Source organism: Pseudomonas sp. GWSMS-1, assembly GCF_049847425.1.
GTDB lineage: Bacteria > Pseudomonadota > Gammaproteobacteria > Pseudomonadales > Pseudomonadaceae > Aquipseudomonas.
The window spans coordinates 312,023-329,414 of the sequence record NZ_JBMHHV010000005.1 but is presented as its reverse complement, the minus strand read 5'-3'; the positions used below and the strand labels follow the sequence as shown (position 1 = coordinate 329,414).

Sequence of the window (17,392 nt, the reverse complement as noted above, 5' to 3'; positions counted from 1 at the left end):
GGCCAGCTCTGCCACTCAGGACTTGGACTTGTCTTTGTCCTCACTAGACGTAACAGCCTCCATGCGGCGTCCGTAAAACTCCACCCAATCCACGTCGCCAAACTCCTTCTGCAGCAACCCCTTCAGATAAGCATGCCACCCCTGGAGAGCCTCTGCCTTTTCTTCAAAGTAGGCATAGCGATCATAAATCGCATCTACCGAAAGGTCCTTGTGGTTAAGGATGCGACTACGGACTTCCTTGCCCAGGCCGTGCTTGGACATGTGTGTGGTCGCCGTGCGTCGCAGGTCATGCACGGTTGGACGCGGATAGCCATCGGCAACGCGCAGCAGACTCTCTTCTTCGACCCGATCTGAATCCTTCACGTAGTCATCGTAGAAGCGGCGCATCGCGCGATTGAGCGAAGGCTGCGTCTGCGGCTTCGTAGGCCAACGCCCGGGAAAGACGTACTGCCCAGGGCTGGGCAGCTTTTTACTGTTCGCCCAGTGCTCAGGGTCATTCGACATCACTTTCTGAACTTGCCGCTCGCGCAGATATTTCAGAATGCTCAGCACATCCTCGGACAGCGGAATAGCAATTGGGTTGTTGTTCTTTTCGAACTTACCGCTGCGATCCCAGATCCGGTCATCGAGGTCAAAGTCGACCCAACGCATAGCCACGATGCGTCCGGAGCGCTGCGCCAGCAGCAAGCTCAGCAACAGGGAAAAGCGCGTATTGGTCGTCAGCGAGGCACCGGCCAACTGGTGCAGAAACCACACGATCTCATGCCGATTGAGGCTGCGCTCCCGTGGCGTTTCCTTAGCCACCCTCTTGATCTGCACCAGGGGTGTCGCAGCCAGGATCTCGCGCTCGACGCAGAAGTTAAACATCTTGCGGATCACAGCCAGCAGACGGTTGGCCTGCACCGGTGCGGTCTTGGCCTTGTGATCAAGCAGCGCCATGACCTGCTTGCGTGTGACGTCACCGATTTTGGTGCGACCGAGGTGCGGAACAAACTCGCTGCGCAGCATGCGCTCATCTTCACGCCACGATTTTTTGTTTTTTGCAGCCCACTCTAGGTAGCTGACAACTGCCTCTTCGAACGTTGGACTGGTGCGGTACTCGACCAACTCGACGATCTTCTTCTGCCCCGGATCAATGCCCTGCTTAAGGAGCTCAACGGCCTGCATGGCTTTTGCGCGCGCTTCTGCGAGGGACAAATCGGGGTAAGTGCCCAGGGTCAGGCGGCGCGGATGGTTATGGAAGCTGTATAGCAAGATGAAACTTTTGCATGTCTTGCTGACCCGCACCCCGAAGGTGCCATGCCCAGGCATGGAAGGATCAAGATATTCGGTACGCCCTTTGGCGGGTCATATTTGAGCCGTTTGAGGGTATGTTCGTTCATGGCGACGCGCGTTTTCATACCGAAATCCTGACCGTTTCTGGGGTAGGGTTGGGGTAGGGATTATAGCGCTCGGGGTAGGGCCGGGGTAGGGTTTTGACTAAAAAACAAACAAGGGTTATATTCAGCCTCGAAAGCCATAAAAAACGTTAAAAACCTTTAAATATAAGAATTTACAAATCGTAAATGCTGTCAATTTTCATCAACCGACCTGTGAATAATTAGCCTTTGTCACTGACTTGTAATCAGTAGGTCCCGAGTTCGACTCTTGGTGCCGGCACCATACGAAACACCAAAAGGCTCACCGCAAGGTGGGCTTTTTTCGTTTGTGCTCAACACTCCTCTTGCGCTAGCCTTTTCCGCTCAACACTCCGCACCTCAGGGGCGCCTGCTTTGCATTGCAGGCTAGAACACACTCGCACTTGGTTGCGGCAGCTATGACCAGATATAGAAACACTCAGAATTTATACCCTTGCCTAGCTTTGAATGGGATGCTGTATACCACCAGTAGCCCAGCAAGAAACGTCAGGCGTATTTCTTCGCCGGACGATTTATCCATGTTGGCGCCGTCCGAATAAGATTCGCCACTAGCAGCGCATCACTACCAGCCTGCCCGGCTATGTCGTGCGGCTCCAGATGGCCACAGCCCAGAAGCGCGATGGGTTGAACTCCCAGCAGTCGCGCAACCCGCACAAGCCAGGCACCCAAGAGCTTGGGCACGATCAATGGTGATGGCAAAGTCCCAGCAAGCGCCTTAAGGATCTCAGCCTCATTTAGAGGACGCTCATAGCTCGGCACGGCCACAACAACTAACAAACTTCTGCCGTATCGCTTACGAGCGTCCCGCTCAACATTAGCGGCAGTCAAATTGCCGCAATGCTGAATAACGCAACCATCTGCGAGGACCAGTAGGTGCAGCCATGCGCCGGATTGGTGATCGTTTACGGCACCCAACTCGGCCAACAGCGCCGCTTTATAATCGCGCAGATATTGGCGAATCTCTGGGGTCAGTCGCTCAACTGGCGAGACCCACAGCTTTCCGGCAGAGCCTCGACAACCACTCCAGGCCCTCGCAGATAGTCCAGGGCGGCCACGACTAAAACTCCTCGAAGTCAGCGTCAGCGGTAGCAAATGCCTGTGAGTGCGGAGTCTGCGGAGAGCCAAGCCATTGCTTGCTTTCAGACTGCGGAGGCGCTGTGGATTCTTGCGGAAAAAATACAGGCTCAAGGATCGCATCAGTAGTAATAGCGACACGCTCCGCAACTTTCCGCACCTCTCTCTGCCCGCGGCAGACTGAATGATCTTCTGGTCACGTGAACACCTCATTGCTAGGCGAAGATTAACGCCCTATCAGGGTGCCCAGAATCATTGAGCCACAACAAATATAACCCCCTAGCCTCTGGCGTAGGGACTATCCCAATAACGCCTATACATACCTAATTTCTTTTTCACGCGGAGAGACATTCCTTTCTCACTCTGCCCTAGCTTATATGCCAACAGCTTGCAGGCATTACGAAAAATAGCCGACGGCCAAAGAGGGACATGAGGAAGCCCGAGATAAGTCAGCTCAGATTTAACGAAACGCAACCCCTCTCCACCAGCCCCACCGAAGTGCTCACGGATCCAAGGCTCTCGGGCGTGAAATACGCCCATGTCGAAATAGCGACGAAATTCCTCCCCCACACTGTAGTTATGCGAATGACGACAGCTCGCATCACCGGCGTAGGCCACCTTCCAACAGGCAAGCAGCATTTTGGCCGCCACATACATGTCCTCGGCAAAAATCACATGCTCTGGAAACCCTCCCACACTTAATAGCGCCTCGCCTCGATACGCCGCGAAGGAGTTGGACATGAATGCCGCTTTGATCCCCAGCGTAGGAACATCCGCCACCGACTTCACCTGAGAGACATGCGAATAATTAAACAAGCGCGCATGCTGAGCCAGCGGAGTGGCATCCAGATGTGGCAACTGCCGCCCACAAACCGCGCCAACACGCTCATCCGCAAAAGGTACCAGCAAACGCTTTATGGCATCTGGGTCCTCCAGATAAGCGTCCTGCGTCATGAAGACATAAATGTCATATCCCGGATTGAGACCAACCATCATTTGCCGGGTGCCGCCATGATTGAACTGGCTGCTCGGAATGGAAACAACTGACGGCGCCCGCATACGTGCAAGCTCGGCGGTGCCATCTTGCGAACTGGAGTCCACAATGAACACATCGAAGGCCGCGCTCTGTCGCTCCAGCGAGTCAAGCAATCGACCCAATTCTGCACAGCCGTTATAGGTCGGCACGATGCAAGCGACACGAAGACTCGATATTTCAGTTTGATCAGACATGCGCGTTCATACTCATTGCCACTCTTCCGGACAGTTTTGCTTCCAGTCCGCGAAAGCACTTTCCAAAGAATATTGGTAGGGATAACCATTCGCCACCAGATAGGCGGGCAGAATGTTATTAGATCTAACTAACTTACGGATGCGCACCGGACTAAATGGATGTTTGATACCCAGCGGCCTAGCCACTACATCAATGGAGTAAGCCACTGCTAGCAATAGCATGTAAGGAACGCCTGGAACCCTGTGCGTCACCCCCGCCACATTACAGACGACCTCGACATACTCTTGAATAGACGGCCCAGGATTCATCGACATATTGAACAGGCTGACATGTTCTTTATTGACCTCCTGCTGTTGTAACACCCACCACATTGCGTTACATAGTTCCTTCACATAAGTACCCGCCTTACGGGTTGCGCGGTTACCCATGTAAAAAAAGTAGCGATGCAGTACAGCATTGATCAGCCGAGATACATTCCCGCCCTCACCCGGCCCAAACACAACTCCTGGCCGCACTATCACCAGGCGCCGATTAGTGTCATCCCGCGCTTGCCAGAGTTGATGAATCTTCTCTGCTACCAGCTTGGAGCTACCATAAGCCGTGGCTGGCACGGGCAGAGAGCACTCATCCTTGACCGCCTCGCTCGGACCATAAGGAGAAATAGAGCTCGTGAAGATCATTCGGTCACAAGCAACCTTCTCTGCCCAAGAACAAACATTTTCCGCACCTAACAAATTAGTCTCGTAATACTCGATATCTTCATGGCCTGGCTCACGATGCACGGCCGCAAAGTTGGCAACCAGAGCAACCGGCTCGGCAGGCAGCCACTCAATAGGCCTGCGAACATCACCGATAATTACTTCGACTCCTTTAGAAGCCCCTAACAATTGCTGCCTGAAGAGACTACTTTTCTGCCCAAGCGCCTCATGGTCAAAAATGTAGACCTTTTCAAAGCCTTTACTCTCAAGCAGGAAGTGAGCAAAAAAACTACCAATGAACCCATTACCACCAAAAATAACAGCAACCATTTGCACCCCCAGCCAGCAAAATTAATTAACTGCCAATCCGACAGCTGAACTCATAGCCCTGCAAGCCTTAACAACCGCACACCAAGGCACACCTCATAACTGGACCACCCAGCTTGCCTCATTAAAGTTCAAACGCACTCCGACCAAAGCTAACGCCCCTCTCGACTGTAGTGCGCACCACGATCATAAACCTCCAGCACCTTGCATTCGGTATTACTGCTGAACCTTAGTTTATTATCATCGGAATAAGGCACATAAAAAAGAATGGCATTTTCACTGTAAGCCGACTCTAGACAGTGATCAGTTCTGATATATAGAAGGCCATCCATGGTGGTGTATACATCCCGATTATATTGTTTAATCAGCACTCTCACAGGGTCATCATCGGCAGCATGAAGCAAAGATGAAAACAATAGAAAAAACATCAATACAAATCTAATTAGGTGTCTTGACGTTAACCCCTTAACCATAGGTGCCCCCATAACTCAATATCACTCATCTCCGCACGAGCCGCCCTATATAAGAGCCGACATACGCCAACTTACTGCATGCAGAGGCCGTGCCAAACGACAGCTTCCACTTCCAACCCGATGGATGTTGCTTGCCAGCATTCGTCGCATGATGGCATGCTCACATATATGCCGCACGCAAAATCTAATAGACTCTTCCGTCAGACCTTATTACTTACGCCAAACTATTGATGTCATTTTTCCGACGGCGCTATTCGCCCGTGTAACAACCACGAATCTGGCATACTAGGAGCTCGCCATGTCAAAACTTAATACCTTGCAGGCATTTCGCTGCATAGGCCTAACGGGGGTCGTTATCGGTCACATGACATTCGCCGAGGAAAAATATGCTGGCGCCACTTTATTGCCACTCGCGATAAAGGACTTCAATCAGCTATTCATCGATTGGTTTTTCGTTGTCAGTGGCTTCATCATGGTCATGGTCTCTCGAGGCCGATTCCAAGTACCAAGAGAAATAGCAAAGTTCGCCTACGCCCGTGTCGCACGCATTTACCCACCGTACTGGGTTTATTTCTTTATTACCTTAGCGGTATTTCTGGTAATGCCCCAATGGGTCAATAGCGCTCATGGCGAACCCAATCTCTGGAAGTCATTCTTCTTATTTCCCGACAAAAACCTGCCCCTCGTGATGGTCGCCTGGTCACTGGTTTTTGAGATGTGGTACTACTTAGTTTTCACTTTACTCATGCTCTGCCGAGAACGTTACCTTCCATGGATTTTGGGGGGTTGGGCAGGTTTTATCATCTGCGCCAACCTAAGCCTGGACATTTCCACCCTCAGCCCTGCACTGCGTCTTGCCCTGCACCCTTATGCCATTGAGTTTGTGATGGGCTGCATGATCGCCCTGTTTTACTTCAGCCCTTTGAGCGAGCGTGTATCTACCCGCACAGCGATAGGCATGCTGCTGTTCGTCCCGCTCATTGGCGTTCCGATCGGATACAATTTTGGGCTGTTCCGTGGTGAAGGCCTTGTTCGCGTCTTTAGCCTTGGCACCCTTTTCAGCCTACTAACCATTGGCGCCACGTTGCTGGAACGAAGGGACAAGATAAGCGTACCAAACTTCATGGTGGCTATCGGCGATAGCTCCTACACCACCTACCTGGCACATCTTTTAGTCATCGGCGTGATCGGAAAACTCTGGGTCATGCTAGATCTGGCCTCGAGCGGTATTCTCGGCAATATCGTTTTCTTGGTCATAATGTTTTCGGCTGTGATCGGCTACGGGTTAGTCGGCTTCAAGTTCATTGAGGAACCGCTTATGAACAGCGCTAACCGCCTAGGAAAAAGGATCTTCAGCAAGAAAACGCCGCAGGCGGATACCGCCAAGCTAACGGCAAAGACAGCCAAATGAGCCGCTCCGTCATAAGCCGTGACAACTCGCGCCTACGCCAAAACAACTTCGACCTGATACGGCTGCTGCTGGCGTTAGCCGTCTGCCTGCTGCACGCGTACGAGCTATCGGGCGCCGGTGATCTGTCCATCATCGATACCCTGCTGTCAGGCAAGATCGCTATCGAATCATTTTTCGTGATCAGCGGCTTTCTTATATTCATGAGCTATGAAAAATCGCGCTCGTTAGTCGACTATTTCGAGAAAAGGGCGCGCCGTATTTACCCGGCCTACTTTTTCTCGGTAACCCTGACCGCGTTACTGCTCTCAAGCATCAGCGAACGCTCGCTGAGCGAGTATTTCCTGTCAAGCGAGTTCATTCGCTACATCACGTTCAACCTGGGATTTCTTAATTTCCTTCAGCCGGATCTGCCCGGCGTGTTCAGCGATAATCGCATGGCAGCGGTAAACGGCGCCCTATGGACGATCAAGATCGAAGTCATGTTCTATCTGAGCGTCCCTGCCATCGTCTGGCTTTGCCGACGAGCAGGCCGTATGCCTGTGCTGCTCATCCTGTTCGCGGCCTCAACGGCCTACTCACTGATCATGTTCAGCCTGTATGAAAGTAGTGGCCGCAGCATGTATTTTCAGCTGGAAAAACAGCTGCCGGGACAACTGCGCTTCTTCATTGTGGGCGCCGCGCTCTACTACTTGCTGCCATTGTTCGAACGCCACGTGAAACTACTGGTGCTTGCTGCCGCAATCTACTTTCTCGCCAGACCGCTGGGAGAGATTGAGGCAATTAGCCCGATCGCACTGGGCGTGCTGGTGATCTTTTTCGCGCTTTACAACTACGCTGGCAACTTCTGCAAGTTCGGCGACTTTTCCTATGGCGTTTACATACTGCACTTCCCCATCGTGCAAACACTGGTGCAGTTCGGAGCTTTCGAGGCCAACGCCTGGCTGGCCCTGCTTACCACGGTCGCCCTGACACTCACCGGCGCTGCCCTGATGTGGCACTGCGTGGAGAAACGCTGGCTACTCAAAAACAGCCACTATGTACGCGCAGGTAAGGAGACTAAAGCTGATGAGCCAACGAGAGAGGTACGTACGCCGCACTGAGCCATTCCCTAGCTGATGAGCCAGGGCCTAAGCCAGGCAGCAAGCCCCAGCATCAGCGCCAGAGCAGCGATAATAGTCACCCCGAGCTGCCAACCCGCCTCCGGGACTCCTAACGGGATCAGCAGGGCCAAGCCGGGTAATGCCAACCCAAGGCCCCATTGCCGCGCCCAGTCGAGCTCCACCAGCAGACGCTGCTTGCGCATCAACAAGAAACCAGTCAGCAGAACGCCAAGTAAGGCCGCCAGGGCAATACCCTTCAGCCCTAATAACCAAGGTAGAAGCAGCAGGAAGGCCACATTGCATGCATTGCCGCTGAGCTCACAGGTCAGCGGCAAGCGCGTGTCGCCAACGGCATAGGCATAGCGCGCCAGCAACGCATTCCAGGCGGCGAACAACAGCGTCAGCCCCAGCCAGCCTAGCAAGGCGGCCAACACCCCTCCGCCGGCCTGACTGGGAAGCAATAGTTGAATCAACGGTTCGCCCGCGCCCACCAGCCCAACGGCCACCGGAAGCGTGAGTAGGGTTGCCATAGCGACCCCTCGACTTAACAGCGCTAGGCGCTCCTGCTCAGACTTACCCCCCATCAGACCAAGCAGTACCTGATTCAGGCTCATCAGAGCGATCATCGGCAGGTTGATGAGCTTGCGCGCAAAATTCAGCCAGGTCACCGCCCCCTCGCCCAGCAACGAGGCAATCATTCTTTCCAGCAGTGCCAGCCCCTGGCTGGCCAGGGTGCTCATCAACAAAGGTCCAAGACGCTGCACCAACTGCTGGCCACAATCACGGTCGGCTTGGATACGCCACGGTCGCCAGCCCATGCCACGCATTGCCGGGATTAGCACCAGCGGCATCAGCAAGCTGCCAATCAGGCAACTGGCCGCCAAGTGCTCCGGGCTTGCCTGCTCGCCTGACACGGCAAGGTAAAGAACCGGCGGCAAGTTAAACAACAAGGATCCCAGCCCCGCCAGTACGAAGCGGGTATGCGCCTGCAGCGGGATGCAGAGCAACGCATGCAACATAAAACCGGGCACACACCAGGCCAGCAACTGCAGACTCTGAGCGGCTATCACTCGGCCTTCTTCGGACAAACCAGGGCCAATCAGCAGAACCCATAGCGGCGCAGCCAGGTAGAACAAACCGCCGACCAGCAGAGCACAACTGACAACACGTACAGTCAACGCAGACAGCCACGCCTCGCGCTGAGCAACATCGCGCTCCTGGTAAAGGGGTAAAGCCGCAGAACTGAACAACCCCGTGGCGAGAGCAATGCGCACAGCCTCCGGCAGAAATAATGCAACCAGAAAGGCATCGCTGCGCAGGCTTGCGCCCCAGGAATCGATCAGCAGCCATTCACGCGCGAACCCGGCCACTAGCCCAATCAGCGTGGCCAACGTCAGCCAGAGGGTTGAACCCAACATGCCTCAGTTCCTCACACCAGGCCTCGCCCGCTAGACCCGCTAGATTCGGTCGGCGTCACGTCGCCTGAACGCAGGCGCCGAGACTCCTGCAAGTTCAACCCAACCATCAACCAAAACAACCCGACCAAAACCGGCTGGAAGCTGAAATAGTGGTCGAACCACCCACTGAAAAGTGCCGCAAGCAGGCCTGCGGTCGTACCCAGCCAGACTGCGTTATCTGCATTCAGGTCAGTGCGTTTATCACTCGGGCGCGTCTCCTTCCACCAATTCCAGATGGCCGCAATAAACAACAGCATGCCGGGAAGACCCAACTTATAGGCGATGTTTAACCACAGGTTGGAGATGCCATGTAGATCCGTCCCGGGCACTGGTGGCTCCACCTTGAAACCTATACCCAGCGGGTAAGACGCTATCGCCCTCGGAAAGTTGGCGTACTCGGTAAAGCGCATCGAAGTACTGGCATCTCCGACGTTGAACATGGCGATGATGCGATCCTGCAGCGGCGGGTAGGACAGCACCAACAACGCGCTAAACGCAACGCCGCACAGCAGTAGGCGTCCGGTGTATGGCACCCGCCGGATGGCCATCCAGATCAGCACCACCGCCAGGCTCAATAGCGCGCCACGCGAACCGCTGAGCAGCAGCGCCACGATACCAAGCACACCAACGGAGACCCCCAGCGCGCGACGCCAGCCAACACGGGTGACGCCATAGCAAAAGGCCAGTGGCAGCACCAGCGCCATGGCCCCTCCCAGGGTATTGGGGTGAATCCAAGGCGAGCCCATACGCAGGAATATGGCTCCGGAAGTATCACCAATTACATCTTCCAGCGTCGCATAGCCCAGCTTGGTCAGCAGTGGATTGAGCGCCGCAGCAGAGTGCTCGACAAGAAAGACGGGCAAGGAGAGCAGCAGCATCGCCAACGTGCCAATCAACAGCGCTTGCACCATCGACTCTCTCGAAGCACCGTCACGCAGTAGACGGGCCACCAGGAAAATCAGGGACACGTTGGCCATCCAGCGCAACCAGTTGGAAACGCCATTGCCATCGGCATGAACCATGACCTGGCCAACCACGAAAGGAAATGCACTAAACAGGATCAACGCGAGCACATAACGCTCAGTGACCCCTTTTTTCTGGCTCCGCGTGGAGCCTTCAAAAATGCCCTGAAACAGCACGCAGGCCCATATGACCAGAATCAGCAGCTCCGATACGGTGGTACGGACACCGAGATTAATGGTCGAGTAAGGCAAGAAATTGGCGACCACTCCGAACAGCAGCAGCCCTAGTAATGGGCGGCGCAACAGGTTGAGCCCAATCACCAGGGCGATGATCAACACCATGACCTTAACCGGCGAAAGGAACCACAAGAGGACGCCGAAGATCAGGCCCGAGACCAGGGCGATGGGGAGCCCGAAAAATGATGTCATGCCTGCAACTCCTGTAGCAGTTCGGCCACACGAGCGCGGTAGGGCTGCTCTGAATAGCGATGGGCCCAGTCACGCAGAGCCTGGCGGTCGGGATCTTCGGGGTGCGCCAGACGATGCATCAACTCGACCACAGCCGCCTCATCATAGGGGCTGAAACGCGGTGTATCAGGTGGAACGATTTCATCTAAAGACGTACCGCTCGCCACGGCCACTGGCGTACCTGCAGCCATTGCCTCGATCACCGGCAGACCGAACCCCTCCGCATAGGAGGGATGCCAAAGACGCTCCGCAGCCTTGTAAAGCCCATGCAACTCGGCATCGTCAAGTACTGGCATGAGATGGACACCTGGTAGGGCTCGTTGCTCCGACGGCACAAACTCTCCACCACCGACCAAAACCAGATCCGGGATTGCTGGGTTAGCCGTGCGCGCCTTCAGCCAATGCTCGATAAACCAGGAGATATTTTTGCGCGGCTCGCGCGTACCAACCAACAGCCAGAAGCGCGAGGGCAACGGCAACGCAGGCATTACCGACTCCAGAGTAAAGGCAGGCACCAGATTGGGGAGCACACGGACCTTGTTAGCCGCGGATGGGAAAACCCGCACCACCTCGTCCGCGCTGTACTGCGACGGTGTCCAGATACGATCCGCGGCATAGACCGCGTAGCAAATCGAAAGGTTGTCGCTAATGCGATAAACCGTTTCACGCAGCCAGGTGCTGTGGTGGTTCTTAAGATGCAGCTGGAACAGGTCATGCAGCTGCAAAACGTAACGAACACCCACCGGCCGAGGAGGTAGGGGAAGCCCCATATTGAAGGTGCAAATATGCACGTCGATCTCCGACTGCCTTAACGCCCATGGCATGTAGCAGAGCTCGAAACGCAAACGCCGCGGTAGACGCTGCTGCCCCTCGACAGGGCTCTCCCAGCGCGGGCAGTGTGCCCGGCCTCGTAGTGGATGACCGGCGGGGGCGGGTGTGAATAGGTGCAAGTCGACGCCCGGTAGCTCACCCAACACCTTGGCCAACGCCACGTTCTGGCGCCCAATCCCATTATTAGGATTACTGATCCCAGGGCGGTAATCCAAGCCTACTCGCATGCTGATTCCTCGGGGCTACCAATAGCTTCGTACACCGCCAGCAGTTGCTGCGCCGCCACGCTCCAGTCATGTGCCCTGTCAACATAAGTACGACCAGCGCGCCCCATTTGCGCTGCAGCTGCGGGGTCGCTGAGCTGCCCTAATACAGCGACAGCAAGGGCCTCGGCATTCTCACCCCCGTCATATTCAATCCCCGCCGTTACGGCCAATCCAGAAACTCCCTGCGCAGTGGTGACCACCGCCAGGCCTGCCGCCATGGCTTCGAGCACCTTAAGTTTTGAGCCCCCGCCCGTGCGTAGCGGTGCCAAGAACACCGCAGCCTGAGCCTGTAGATCTCTCAGATCAGGCACGAAGTCGTGCCACTCGATTCGCTCATCCGGCCAGCGTTGCCTCCATTCGGCCGGTAAGGCATTTCCGGCAATGGTGATACGCGCACCCGGCCGCGCCTGCCAGACACGCGGCATCACCTCATCCATGGTCCACTCCACCGCATCCACATTCGGCGGATATTCGTAGTTACCGATAAACAACAGGCGCTCGCTGTCATAGGTGGGGCTCACCTGCGCATAGCGCGCGCAATCGACACCATTGACGACCACCGGAACGTCCCGGCCCGTCATATTCCCTAGCATCCGCGCATCGGCTTCAGTCACAGCCACCACCTGCGCAGCCAAGCACATGACATGCCGTTCCCAGCGGCGATAGCGCCACTGGTCGATCCACACCAGAGGCCTGAGCCAGGTCGGGAAGCGATCATAAATCGCCCCACCCAGCGCGGACTCAACATTGTGCTCAGTGAGAATGAAGGGTGCTGCAGCCTGCCGCAGCGCCTGCTCATAGGGTTGAAAGCTGTAGCTGTGCTCGATCTGCACCACATCCCAAGACTGACTCAGTAAGTCGACGAAACAACGACTAAGTTTCGGCGCATAGCCATTAATGCTGGCCAACATCGGCAGCGGTGATGCCATGACGGCCAGCAAGGTAGTCGGGCTACGTAAAGAACGGCGCGGCAGCACAATCAGTTGCTCAAGCAGTGGCTCGAGGGCCTGCCGTGCGGCATCGTCGAGCTCAGTCTTGCTCTGTACCAATAGCGTGATGCGATGCCCTGCCTGCGCCAGTGCGCGCAACAGGTGGAACTGACGCGTCTTGCCGCCACTGCTTGTCGGCCACGGTAGGTAAGGCAGAACCCAGAGAACTCTAAGCGACATCACTCAATCCCATACCAGCAGTTGCAGGCTGGGTTTGAGCCCCACCACCAATGCATCGCCCTCAGCCTGCAGAGCCTGCTCCGTACCACGCAACGGATCATAGAGAGCCGCCTGACGGATTCCATTGAGGTGCAATTTGCCTGCCGAGGCACTCCAAACCATCAGCAAATGCCGACCATCCGCGCGCGTCCACGCCACGCTGTATAGATCCTTCGGTGTCTGAGCGAATACAGGAGGTTCTGCAGGCTCCAGGCGAGGTCCGGTGACGGTAAGAAAGTTCTTCAGGGCATGAAAGACCGGCTTAGGCTCACCATCAAGATCGAGCAGCCCGTAAGACTGGTCGCGCACGCTGGCGCGAGCATCTAGGTCACTCAGGTTGAACAGGAAGATACGGTCGTAATCCAGTGCGCTCATCAGCGCTAACCGGCGAAGGGTGTAATCTGCCTGCCCGGAAACACCGATAAGTGCCTGCATTTCCTTCGGTCCCGAGTAGCTGGACCAACCCCATTCGGTAGCCCAGATCTGCTTGACCCCTCGCCACGCAATCCGCCATTAACGAAGCGCGCGGTCTCAAGAAAGTCGTTTTTGCCGATCTCATTGCTCTCGGGGTACTCAGTGTAGGGGTGGTAAGCGACGATCAACCCATAGTCTGCCAGACCCTTCTCTAACAGAGACTTCAGCATCAGATCCATATTGCGCGTGGGCATTTGACTGAAATAGGCCATGCCTGCCGTTACCAGTGGCTTGTCGGGGAAACGCTTGCGCACCGTCACCACAGCATCGTGCAGCAACGCTGCGTAGGCATCCGGATCTTCCCTAGGTCTCCAGAATGGAGGCAAATTCGGCTCATTCCAAATCTGCCAAGCCTCGAACTGTGGATAGCGCTCGATGAATCGAGTCAGGCTGTCGCTGTACAGGCGATTATCCTTAGGCGGAAAGGAGTCCTGATAAGGCGAATTGGCCGGCGCAGTGGTCGCGAAAGGCGCGGAGCCCGAAAGAAACCCCACAGCCTTGAGTTGCTGTTCTGCCATGACCTTGGTCGCGGCATCGAACGGGGCATAGTAGCGGCCTGGCTCGGCCTCCAACAAGGCCCAATGCATGGCGATACGAACCCATTGCAGATCAAGCTCGTGCAGGCGAGCCATCTGCTTGCGGTAGGTGGCCTCGGGGAAAAAATGGAACTGCGCGTTGACGCCCAAATAATCCTTCCAAACCACACTTCTGTTCGGCTTGAGGCTAGTGACCTCCGCCTCGGCATTACGACTACCAAGAATAGTTACACCGAACAGAACCCCTGCAACCAAGAGCACCGACAGAAGAATACGTTTATTTCTCATGGGTTCTACCCTCACACAGACTGGTGAAAAGTGTCTTGAACCGCTGAGCAGTCAAAGGCCAGAGACGTTCGCGACCTACCTGCGCCGCACGTTCAGCCCACTGGAGGCAGCGCTCTGGCGCCTCCAGCAAGCTTTGCAACTCGTTAGCCAACGCGTGGATATCACCCTGCGGAAAGAGCGCTCCATTTCCCGCTGATACCTCCTCAGCAAAGGCGCGGGCATCTGACGTCAGAACGCCACGCCCGCAGGCAGCCGCCCAGGACAATGCACCACTGGTACCACGCTGCTCGCCCAATAGCCTCAGCTTCTTCGACTCACGGTAAGGCAGGACCATTACGTGATGTGCCTGAATTTGCGGCGCAATTTCCTCGACTGGCAGATCCAGGCGCCACTCGAGAAGTGACTCCAGCCCCAGCTCAACGATGCGCTGGCGCAATTGATCGAGATAGCTACCGCCTGGCTCGAAGGCCATCTCCGGCGCACTCCCACCTGCCAGGGTCAGGCGCACGCGCGAAAACAGCTGCGGCTGGCGACGAACCACCAAAGCCAGAGCATCGAGCAGGTCCTCAATTCCTTTTCCCCGATAGATAAAGCCGAAATAGAGCAGCCGAAGCGGCTCTAGCGGCGGCAGCGGCACTGAGGTTATAGCTTGATTGCCATGCGCGATGACATGAACCTGGGGCGGCGGCAAATGCATCCGCCGCACCAAGCAGTTACGCCCGGTTTCGGTGAGGGTCACCAAGGCGTTTAGATTCCTGGCCAGTTGGCGCTCCTCATACAAGCACAAGGGGTCAGCCAATACCGTTGCCGCCTGCGGCCAGGGAGACCGCCAGGACTGCACTAACGACAGGGGCCAAGGCAACGACACACGCCGCCATACCAGCCGCTCGGGATCATGCACAGTTGCCGACAAGGGTAAGCGTGGAAACCGGGCTCGCAGAGCTCGCAACGCCTGAAACTCGGCCAAACGCCCGCCACCTAGTTCGGCATGCACGACGTCCACACCCGCCCAATCGAACTCCATTATGCGTGCCACGGCACGTTGCGGATCATTGCCGCAGCCGGCCAACGGAGTAATCACCTGCACTCCAGCTGATTCCAGAGCGGCCTTAAACACGGCCGCATAGTCAGCGATGCCCGTCTGCTCGGGCGGCAGCGGTGCCAGCAGTGCAACCCGCATCAAACCAAGCCTCGTACCTTGGTGATTATCTGCAGAACGCGATCAGGCACCTCGAAGCGACGACGGTTGATGATTACGCCATCTATCTTATTGAAGGCAGTGTGCAGCACACCGATGGCATGTTCGACTGTAGGAACATTACTATGCTGCGCCTCGACGACCAGCACGAGAAGATCGGCGCGACGCAGACTGACGAAAGCCTCTGGACTGGACAACAACGCCGAAGCATCCAGCAGCACGATTTCACCTGGCTGAGCCGGCGCATCACCAATACGAACCTTATAGCCACGTTCTTCAAGTAAACGGCGTAGATGACTAACAATAAAACTGACCCCCTCGCCACGGCGCGCAGACGTCAAGCCCAGCACCAGACCACGCTCAGCCACCTGATCCAGTGGCATCAGGCCATACAAACGGTAGAGTGCGGCTAGGAAAGCACTGTTATGAGTAGGCTCGCCGGAAACCTCGGGCAGCGTGGTCCACAGAGGGATACCAAACATGTTTTCGAAGCGGCCACCATCGTGGATACGCTGATCCAGCAGATAGCAGAGGTAGATCACAAGAAAACCGACCACGATGCTCAGCGGCAGAGCCAGCAGCAGCATCAGTAGGCTCTTGGGGAAAACCCGGCTTGGGTTAAAGGTGGCCTGCTCGATCATCGCGATATTGCTGATACGACTGTTATCCAACTCGCGATCGATACGGGCCTTTTCCAGACTTTCGTCATACAGCGCGAAATTTCTCTCGGCGGCTGTCAGCTCACGCTGCAGGCGGGCCAGCTCCGGTTCAACTGACAGCGCCTTGACCCGCGACTGCTCGAGCAGCTTGAGCTGTTCGTCCTGACGTACAAGCTGAGCGTTGAGTCGGGCAAGGTCCGACTGCTGGTCCATAAAGTTGCTGCGCAAACGCTCAGCAATAGGGTTAGGCGCCCGGTTCTGGGAAACCTGCAAGGTATCGGACTCGGCCTTTACCATGGTTTCCAAGCTGGTGATGCTCTCATCGATACTCTTTACGGGCGGGGCATTCTTGGTGAAGGTCCGCAGCAAGTCCTGACGCTCAGCGCGCTTGCCGTTGAGCATACGCAGCAAGTCCTGCTGAACCGGGTTGAGCGCGACTTCACGCGAGGTGCTGATTTCAGCAGGCAGACTTTTGATCTGCTGAGCAAGTGTGGCCAGGCTCCCTTCAGTTGCAGCAATCTGCCGGCGAGTGTTGAACTTATCGCTGCGTAACTGGTTGATGCGCTCGGAAAGATTCTGCAGATGCGCTTCGATACTAATGGCACCTAGCTCATCCAAACGCCCTGCCAACTCCTGCTTGAGTTTGAAAATCTCTGCCGCACTGGCTTCGCTCTGGGTTAGATAGAAGTCATAAAGGCTACGACGCCCCAGCGCACGAGTACGCTCCTCCAGATAAAGCTCGACCCAACTCTGCACCACCGTCTGAGCCACGGCCGGATCACTCCAGCGGAAGCGGATATCTATCACCGACGAGCCTGGGGCATGGGTGACACTGAACTTGTCTTCTAACTTGGTAGCCAGCCGATCGACTGGCGTCTGCTCTTCGGCAAGCCCCAGCACCTGCAAAAAGCCACGGACAAGCTCGATGACACCACTGACCACCTGGCTGACATAGTACTTAAGTGTAGGGAGGAAACCTTCTGGGCGCGGAGCATTGGCCAGCGTTTCTAGATAGCGCTCTGCCACCTGCCGACTGATAGGCCGACCGGTCAACATTCGCTCCTCATCCAAGATCGGGTCACGCTGAGTGGCAGGCATCACAATAGATTGCCGGTCTGCCACTTCGATCGGTAGCGTGTTGCTGTCACGCCCCGGCTTGACCAGCAAACGAGCACTGGACTCGAAGGAGGTCGGCAACAAAAAGGCACCAAGCAACACCACTACTAACGTAGCAATGACCGCCAGCTTGAACTCCTGAAAGAAGATGAAAAATAGGCGCAGCAAATCACGGAATGTACGAACTTCGATCATGA

At 55.8% G+C, this 17,392-nt stretch carries 12 protein-coding genes and 1 pseudogene; 2 read left to right on the top strand and 11 right to left on the bottom strand.

Annotated features, from left to right (window positions below; translation table 11 throughout):
* Nucleotides 1–15 precede the first annotated feature (15 nt).
* The 4 genes from ACEPAJ_RS04875 to ACEPAJ_RS04860 form a co-directional block, all read right to left on the bottom strand.
* On the bottom strand, nt 16–1,311 hold the full coding sequence (locus ACEPAJ_RS04875) for a tyrosine-type recombinase/integrase (protein ID WP_425913862.1): 1,296 nt from the start codon (nt 1,309–1,311) through the stop codon (nt 16–18).
* Between the two features lie 593 nt (nt 1,312–1,904).
* A complete protein-coding gene (locus ACEPAJ_RS04870; RefSeq protein ID WP_425913861.1) occupies nt 1,905–2,342 on the bottom strand; it encodes a hypothetical protein in 438 nt (145 codons plus the stop codon).
* 429 nt (nt 2,343–2,771) lie between these two features.
* Nucleotides 2,772–3,704 carry a glycosyltransferase family 2 protein gene (locus tag ACEPAJ_RS04865; protein WP_425917945.1) on the bottom strand — a complete coding sequence of 311 codons (933 nt, stop codon included), beginning with the start codon at nt 3,702–3,704 and terminating at the stop codon, nt 2,772–2,774.
* A 30-nt stretch (nt 3,705–3,734) separates the two neighbouring features.
* Complete coding sequence (locus ACEPAJ_RS04860) at nt 3,735–4,751, bottom strand: NAD-dependent epimerase/dehydratase family protein (RefSeq protein ID WP_425913859.1); 1,017 nt, start codon at nt 4,749–4,751, stop codon at nt 3,735–3,737.
* Nucleotides 4,752–5,519: 768 nt separating this feature from the next.
* On the opposite strand from ACEPAJ_RS04860, the gene ACEPAJ_RS04855 reads away from it, so the two are divergent.
* Together ACEPAJ_RS04855 and ACEPAJ_RS04850 are read left to right on the top strand one after the other, a co-directional pair.
* On the top strand, nt 5,520–6,632 hold the full coding sequence (locus ACEPAJ_RS04855) for an acyltransferase family protein (RefSeq protein ID WP_425913857.1): 1,113 nt from the start codon (nt 5,520–5,522) through the stop codon (nt 6,630–6,632).
* Nucleotides 6,629–7,732 carry an acyltransferase family protein gene (locus ACEPAJ_RS04850; RefSeq protein ID WP_425913856.1) on the top strand — a complete coding sequence of 368 codons (1,104 nt, stop codon included), beginning with the start codon at nt 6,629–6,631 and terminating at the stop codon, nt 7,730–7,732. Before ACEPAJ_RS04855 ends, ACEPAJ_RS04850 begins: the two co-directional genes overlap by 4 nt.
* Nucleotides 7,733–7,740: 8 nt before the next feature.
* Here ACEPAJ_RS04850 and ACEPAJ_RS04845 read toward each other — a convergent pair whose 3' ends face one another.
* From ACEPAJ_RS04845 to ACEPAJ_RS04815, 7 genes and pseudogenes are all read right to left on the bottom strand, one after another.
* Nucleotides 7,741–9,150, bottom strand: coding sequence for a lipid II flippase MurJ (locus tag ACEPAJ_RS04845; protein ID WP_425913855.1), 1,410 nt, complete (start codon nt 9,148–9,150; stop codon nt 7,741–7,743).
* An 11-nt stretch (nt 9,151–9,161) separates the two neighbouring features.
* Nucleotides 9,162–10,580, bottom strand: a complete 1,419-nt coding sequence (locus ACEPAJ_RS04840) for an O-antigen ligase family protein (RefSeq protein WP_425913854.1) — start codon at nt 10,578–10,580, stop codon at nt 9,162–9,164.
* Nucleotides 10,577–11,677 carry a glycosyltransferase family 4 protein gene (locus ACEPAJ_RS04835; RefSeq protein WP_425913852.1) on the bottom strand — a complete coding sequence of 367 codons (1,101 nt, stop codon included), beginning with the start codon at nt 11,675–11,677 and terminating at the stop codon, nt 10,577–10,579. Before ACEPAJ_RS04835 ends, ACEPAJ_RS04840 begins: the two co-directional genes overlap by 4 nt.
* Nucleotides 11,668–12,885, bottom strand: a complete 1,218-nt coding sequence (locus tag ACEPAJ_RS04830) for a glycosyltransferase family 4 protein (RefSeq protein WP_425913851.1) — start codon at nt 12,883–12,885, stop codon at nt 11,668–11,670. Before ACEPAJ_RS04830 ends, ACEPAJ_RS04835 begins: the two co-directional genes overlap by 10 nt.
* Before the next feature lie 3 nt (nt 12,886–12,888).
* Nucleotides 12,889–14,222, bottom strand: a pseudogene (locus ACEPAJ_RS04825) (beta-xylosidase).
* Nucleotides 14,212–15,402 (bottom strand): glycosyltransferase, encoded by a 1,191-nt coding sequence (locus tag ACEPAJ_RS04820; RefSeq protein ID WP_425913849.1) that lies wholly within the window; start codon nt 15,400–15,402, stop codon nt 14,212–14,214. The pseudogene ACEPAJ_RS04825 and the gene ACEPAJ_RS04820 overlap by 11 nt, the downstream one beginning before the upstream one ends.
* Nucleotides 15,402–17,390, bottom strand: coding sequence for a GumC family protein (locus tag ACEPAJ_RS04815; RefSeq protein WP_425913848.1), 1,989 nt, complete (start codon nt 17,388–17,390; stop codon nt 15,402–15,404). Before ACEPAJ_RS04815 ends, ACEPAJ_RS04820 begins: the two co-directional genes overlap by 1 nt.
* Nucleotides 17,391–17,392: the final 2 nt, after the last annotated feature.

Coding starts and splice junctions, on each gene's coding strand:
- ACEPAJ_RS04815 (WP_425913848.1), bottom strand. CDS start 17,390: ATGATCGAAGTTCGTACATTCCGTGATTTGCTGCGCCTATTTTTCATC.
- ACEPAJ_RS04875 (WP_425913862.1), bottom strand. CDS start 1,311: ATGCCTGGGCATGGCACCTTCGGGGTGCGGGTCAGCAAGACATGCAAA.
- ACEPAJ_RS04850 (WP_425913856.1), top strand. CDS start 6,629: ATGAGCCGCTCCGTCATAAGCCGTGACAACTCGCGCCTACGCCAAAAC.
- ACEPAJ_RS04820 (WP_425913849.1), bottom strand. CDS start 15,402: ATGCGGGTTGCACTGCTGGCACCGCTGCCGCCCGAGCAGACGGGCATC.
- ACEPAJ_RS04835 (WP_425913852.1), bottom strand. CDS start 11,677: ATGCGAGTAGGCTTGGATTACCGCCCTGGGATCAGTAATCCTAATAAT.
- ACEPAJ_RS04860 (WP_425913859.1), bottom strand. CDS start 4,751: ATGGTTGCTGTTATTTTTGGTGGTAATGGGTTCATTGGTAGTTTTTTT.
- ACEPAJ_RS04855 (WP_425913857.1), top strand. CDS start 5,520: ATGTCAAAACTTAATACCTTGCAGGCATTTCGCTGCATAGGCCTAACG.
- ACEPAJ_RS04845 (WP_425913855.1), bottom strand. CDS start 9,150: ATGTTGGGTTCAACCCTCTGGCTGACGTTGGCCACGCTGATTGGGCTA.
- ACEPAJ_RS04840 (WP_425913854.1), bottom strand. CDS start 10,580: ATGACATCATTTTTCGGGCTCCCCATCGCCCTGGTCTCGGGCCTGATC.
- ACEPAJ_RS04830 (WP_425913851.1), bottom strand. CDS start 12,885: ATGTCGCTTAGAGTTCTCTGGGTTCTGCCTTACCTACCGTGGCCGACA.